The organism is Streptomyces sp. NPDC054847 (genome assembly GCF_053610925.1).
Genome location: NZ_JBSGZJ010000475.1, coordinates 1 through 5459, shown reverse-complemented (window position 1 = coordinate 5459; position 5459 = coordinate 1). Strand labels below are relative to the sequence as shown.

At 70.5% G+C, this 5459-nt stretch carries 4 protein-coding genes; all 4 read right to left on the bottom strand.

Translation table 11 applies throughout. The features are described from left to right. Window positions 1-12: 12 nt before the first annotated feature. The 4 genes from ACWGH4_RS30415 to ACWGH4_RS30400 are packed head-to-tail and all read right to left on the bottom strand — an operon-like array spanning window position 13 to window position 5184. The gene (locus tag ACWGH4_RS30415) at window positions 13-1146 is read right to left on the bottom strand and encodes a caspase, EACC1-associated type (RefSeq protein ID WP_453466567.1); all 1134 of its coding nucleotides are present in this window, start codon (window positions 1144-1146) and stop codon (window positions 13-15) included. Continuing rightward, the gene (locus tag ACWGH4_RS30410) at window positions 1130-1507 is read right to left on the bottom strand and encodes an effector-associated constant component EACC1 (RefSeq protein WP_453466565.1); all 378 of its coding nucleotides are present in this window, start codon (window positions 1505-1507) and stop codon (window positions 1130-1132) included. The genes ACWGH4_RS30415 and ACWGH4_RS30410 overlap by 17 nt, the downstream gene beginning before the upstream one ends. Then, window positions 1500-2804, bottom strand: a complete 1305-nt coding sequence (locus ACWGH4_RS30405) for a protein kinase domain-containing protein (RefSeq protein WP_453466563.1) — start codon at window positions 2802-2804, stop codon at window positions 1500-1502. The genes ACWGH4_RS30410 and ACWGH4_RS30405 overlap by 8 nt, the downstream gene beginning before the upstream one ends. 19 nt (window positions 2805-2823) lie before the next feature. Beyond that, complete coding sequence (locus tag ACWGH4_RS30400; RefSeq protein ID WP_364594456.1) at window positions 2824-5184, bottom strand: RelA/SpoT family protein; 2361 nt, start codon at window positions 5182-5184, stop codon at window positions 2824-2826. Window positions 5185-5459: the final 275 nt, after the last annotated feature.

The window sequence follows — 5459 nt, the reverse complement described above, 5'->3', positions numbered from 1 at the left end:
GGCTCCGGCCGTTCAGCGGCCCGGCAGGGTGCCGTCGGCAAGGTCCAGGGCGTGTTTGAGCACCTCGCAGGCCTGGATGTGGTTGCCGGACTCCTGGAGGAGGTCCGCGAGCCGCCGGCACACCTCTACGGCCTCCGGCCCGTACGCCTTGTGGACCTGCTGGAAGGCGGACTCCAGCACGGTGATGGCTTCCGGGATCTGTCCCGTCTCCGCGAGTACGTCGGACAGTTCGAGCTGTACGGCCAGCAGGTTGCCCTGGCCGGCGGGCGGCTGCTCCTGAAGGGCGAGGCGCAGGACGGGCAGCGCGTCGCGGGTGTTGCCCGCGGCGCGCAGCATGCGGGCGACGTTGAGTCCGGTGGCCACGGCGGCGGCGCGGACATCGGCGGCGAGCACCGGGCCGGCCGGTGCGCGTTCTCCCGCCCTCGCCTTGTTCCGGGCCAGTGGCAGCGCGCCGACGGTGTTCTCCTGGGAGCGCTGTGGGACGGGGCGGTTCTTCGCCTGGAGACGTGACTTCAGGACCCGGTACAGCGTGTCCAGGTCGAGCAGTTCGGGCCCGTCCGGAACGCCCCGCCGCAGGATCTGCAGCAGTTCAGCCGTGAAGGCGGTGTACCGCTCGCCGTCGGGTGCGAGCGCCACCCGGTCGCGGGGCGAAGCGGTCAGTACGTACGCGCCGTCGACAGCCGCCTGCGCGGCGAGCCCGGAGCCCGACAGTGTGCGGGCCGCCCGGCCGCTGAAGCAGCAGTCGAGGACGACCACCTTGCGGCGGGCCCGGGCGGACCGGAGTGCGCCTCTCAGATGCTGGTAGGCCACCGCGGTGTAGCCGGTGCCTTCCCTCGAGCCGACGAGCCCGAGGTACAGGTCGGCCGACTCCGCGTCCCTCATACCGTGCCCGGCGTAGTAGACGAGGAGGGTGTCCGTGGCCTCCTCGGCCGCCTCGTGGACGGGGTCGAGCATCCCGGAGGACGTCTGCGGGTCCGCGACGAGCGTGCAGTGCTGCACGGGCAGCCCCCAGACCGTCGGGTCGCACAACTGGCCCGCCAGGTCCACCAGGTTGGCCTCGACCGCCGGCAGCTGTTCGAGGTGCAGGTACGAAGCAGTGCCTATGAGGACGGCACGGGACAGGCTCGGGTCAGCGAGCGCCGTCATCGTTCCGCTTCTCCAGGGCGGCCATGATTCTGCCGAGTGTCTCGGGGTCGTCCGCGGCCTCCTTGGCGAGGCGGATCTCCACGCCGTCGCGGCTGAGGGTGACCGCGGGCGGACGCCGCAGTGACGAGCGCCACTGGAGCACGGAGACCACCAGGGCGCTGGTGGACAGGCCACTGGCGACGGCGAACTGGACGAGGTCGAAACCGGACCCCATGCTCCCGGGCTCGGGTGCGGAGGCGGCGCCGATCCGGCCGCGTGCGCGGCCGTCCAGGTTCTCGTCCTCGTGCACCCAGCGGAGCAGCGAACGCAGCGCGTCCTCACCGTCCCCCGTTGCCGTGACCCTTACGGTGAGGTCATTCACCGTTTCCGTCCTTCCGTCGGTCGACCATCTTGTTCACCTGGGCGAACAGTTCGACGGCTTCCGGCCCGGCTCCCAGGCGCGCCAGACAGATGCCGTGCCAGTACTGGCTGGTCAGCGTGGTCTCGTGGTCGGGTCCCAGTGACGCCGCGCAGACGGGGACGATCACCGCGAACATCTGCGCGGCCTCCTGGAGGTGTCCCCGCAACACCAGGTTGACCGCTTCGCGCAGCCGGGACGCGGCGTTCTGAGGAGTCATGCTGCTGAGGACCAGACGGCGGACACCGACGCTCAGGGTCGGTGGAAAGCCCGGTCCGTGGTGATGGGGGTGGTCTCCGGGCGGTGGCGCGGCCGTCCAGTCGTACTCGGGTCCCTCGTCCGCCGCGTCGGGAGGGCGAACGGCGGGCGGCGCGAAGATCCCTTGGACCGCTTCCGCCCGGGCACGTCCTGCAACGAGGGCGGCCAGGGCCGCCTTCCCGTCGTGGACGAGAGGGGCGAGCACCTCGGCCACAGCGGTCGCCGAGTACGGCCGGTCGGCCGGCTCCCTGGCGCACAACTTGTCGACGACGCGGGTCAGTTCGTCGGGAAGGCCGTGGCGGCCGTGGGTCGGTGCCACACCCTGCACGGCCCGCAGAAGTATCGCGCCGACGTCGACCGCGTCGGCGAACGGCAGTTCGCCGGTGATCGTCTGGTACAGGCAGACGCCCAGTCCGTAGAGGTCCGCCGCGACGGTCGGGTGACCGCCCTGGATGATCTCGGGGGCCATGAACTGCGGGGTGCCCGGGGACGTGCCCGCCCGGGTGATGGCATCGGTGCCGACGAGCTTGGCGACGCCGAAGTCCTGGAGGACCACCTGGCCCTCGGGGGTGATGCCGATGTTCGAGGGCTTCACGTCGCGGTGCAGCACGTTCGCGTCGTGCGCCGCCTGGAGCGCGTGGGCGACGGACAGGCCCACCCAGGCGACGACAGGAGCGGGCAGCCGGCCGGTCTCCTGCACCAGAGCGGCGAGGTTCAGCCCCTCCAGCAGGGGCATGACCAGATACGGGATGCCCTCGTGCACGCCGTAGTCGAAGAGCGTCACCACACCGGGGTGCACGATGCGGGTCAGCGCCGCGGCCTCGCGTGCGAACCGCTCCCTGGTCTCGTCGTTCCCGGGCATGCCCTGGACACCGGAGAGGAGTTTCACGGCGACCTTGCGCCCGAGGCGTACGTCCGTCGCCCGGTGGACCTCGCTCACCGAGCCGGTGCCGATGAGCGCCTCCAGGCGGTACCGCTCCGCGACTAAGTCCTTGTCTCCCATGCCGCCCCCTGCCCGCGATCTACGGCCGCCGCGCCGAGGTCACGCGGTAGACGTCGTAGACGCCCTCCACGCCTCGAACCGCCTTCAGGACGTGACCCAGGTGCTTGGGGTCGCCCATCTCGAAGGTGAAGCGCGAGGTGGCCACCCGGTCGCGTGAGGTCTGCACGGCCGCGGAGAGGATGTTGACGTGCTGGTCGGAGAGGACCCGGGTCACGTCGGACAGCAGACGGGACCGGTCGAGTGCCTCGACCTGGATGGCGACGAGGAACACCGACGACTGGGTGGGGGCCCATTCGACGTCGAGGATCCGTTCGGGCTGTTGCGAGAGCGAGTCGACGTTGACGCAGTCCGCGCGGTGCACGGACACGCCGCTGCCGCGGGTGACGAACCCGATGATCGGGTCGCCCGGCACCGGTGTGCAGCAGCGGGCCAGTTTCACCCACACGTCCTCGACGCCCTTGACCACCACGCCCGGGTCGGCGCTCTTGCGGCGCTTGCTGCGGCCGTGGGACGGCGGGGTGGACTCGGCGAGGTCCTCGCTGGCGGCCTCCTCGCCGCCGAGGGCCTGCACCAGCTTCTGCACGACGCCCTGCGCGGCCACGTGGCCTTCACCGATCGCCGCGTACAGCGACGAGATGTCGGGGTAGCGCATCTCGTGGGCGAGGGTCACCAGGGAGTCGCCGGTGAGGATCCGCTGGATCGGCAGGTTCTGCTTGCGCATGGCGCGCGCGATGGCGTCCTTGCCCTGCTCGATGGCCTCGTCGCGGCGCTCCTTGGAGAACCAGGCGCGGATCTTGTTGCGCGCCCTCGGCGACTTGACGAAGCCCAGCCAGTCACGGGACGGGCCGGCGCCCTCGGCCTTGGAGGTGAAGACCTCCACCAGGTCGCCGTTGTCGAGGGTCGACTCGAGCGGCACGAGACGCCCGTTGACCCGCGCCCCTATGGTGCGGTGACCGACCTCGGTGTGCACCGCGTAGGCGAAGTCGACCGGGGTGGCGCCCGCGGGCAGCGCTATCACGTCGCCCTTGGGCGTGAAGACGAAGACCTCGTTGCGGGAGAGGTCGAAGCGCAGCGACTCGAGGAACTCGCCGGGGTCCTCGGTCTCCTTCTGCCAGTCGAGCAGCTGCCGCAGCCACGCCATGTCGTTGACGGTGTCCTGGCCGGCCGTGCCCTTGCCTGCCTTGGGGACGTCGGTGCGGATCTTGGAGGCGCCGGCGACGGTCTCCTGCTTGTACTTCCAGTGGGCGGCGATGCCGTACTCGGCGCGGCGGTGCATGTCGAAGGTGCGGATCTGCAGCTCGACCGGCTTGCCGTTCGGCCCGATGACCGTCGTGTGCAGCGACTGGTACATGTTGAACTTGGGCATCGCGATGTAGTCCTTGAACCGCCCCGGAACCGGGTTCCAGCGGGCGTGGACGGTGCCCAGTGCCGCGTAGCAGTCGCGGACCGTGTCGACGAGGACGCGGATGCCCACCAGGTCGTAGATCTCCGCGAAGTCCCGGCCGCGGACGATCATCTTCTGGTAGACGCTGTAGTAGTGCTTGGGCCTGCCGGTCACGGTGGCCTTGATGCGGGCGGCGCGCAGATCGGACTGGACCTCGTCGGTCACTATGGCGAGGTACTCGTCGCGCTTGGGCGCCCGCTCGGCGACGAGACGGACGATCTCGTCGTACATCTTGGGGTAGAGGATCGCGAAGGCGAGGTCCTCGAGCTCCCACTTGATGGTGTTCATGCCCAGGCGGTGGGCCAGGGGCGCGTAGATCTCGAGCGTCTCGCGGGCCTTCTTCTCCTGCTTCTCCCGCTTGAGGTAGCGCATGGTGCGCATGTTGTGCAGCCGGTCGGCGAGCTTGATGACCAGGACGCGCGGGTCCTTGGCCATGGCGACGACCATCTTGCGCACGGTCTCGGCCTGGGCGGCCTCACCGAACTTGACCTTGTCGAGCTTGGTGACGCCGTCGACGAGCAGCGCGACCGAGTCGCCGAAGTCCCGGCGGAGCTGGTCGAGGCCGTACTCGGTGTCCTCGACCGTGTCGTGCAGAAGCCCGGCCATCAGCGTCGCCGGGTCCATGCCCAGCTCGGCGAGGATCGTGGTGACGGCCAGCGGATGCGTGATGTAAGGGTCGCCGCTCTTGCGTTTCTGCCCGCGGTGCCAGCGCTCGGCGACCTGGTAGGCACGCTCGATCTGGCGGAGCGTCGACGTCTCGATCTTGGGGTCGTTGCTGCGCACGATCCGCAGCAGTGGCTCGAGCACCGGGTTGTACGGGGAGGAACGCTGCACGCCCAGGCGCGCCAGACGCGCGCGTACCCGGTTCGAGGAGCCGCCGGTGCGCGCCGTGCTCGGGGGCAACGGCTTGGGCGCCGTAACGGGGACCTGGCTCACTCGCTCGGGCGCGGCCGGCCCCGGCCTCTCCGCCCGCTTCGGCTCGGGCGTGACAGGGGATGCCGCGGCCTTGTCGGCCTTCTGGTCGGGCTGCGCGGCGGCGGGCTGGGCCTCGTCTGGCAAGAGCGCTCCTTGGGGGTCCCCCCAGACGGAGTCTGGGGGAGGGTCCGGGTCCCCCGGGTCAGGCCCGGAAAGGCCATGGTATCGACCTCTGCCGCCCCGATCGCGCGGGGAGGGGAGGCTGCTCACAACGCGAGACGGGCACCCGGTTGTTC

Bases quoted from the DNA above. Each gene is read 5' to 3' on its own strand.
- ACWGH4_RS30405 (WP_453466563.1), bottom strand. From the start codon at position 2,804: ATGGGAGACAAGGACTTAGTCGCGGAGCGGTACCGCCTGGAGGCGCTC.
- ACWGH4_RS30415 (WP_453466567.1), bottom strand. From the start codon at position 1,146: ATGACGGCGCTCGCTGACCCGAGCCTGTCCCGTGCCGTCCTCATAGGC.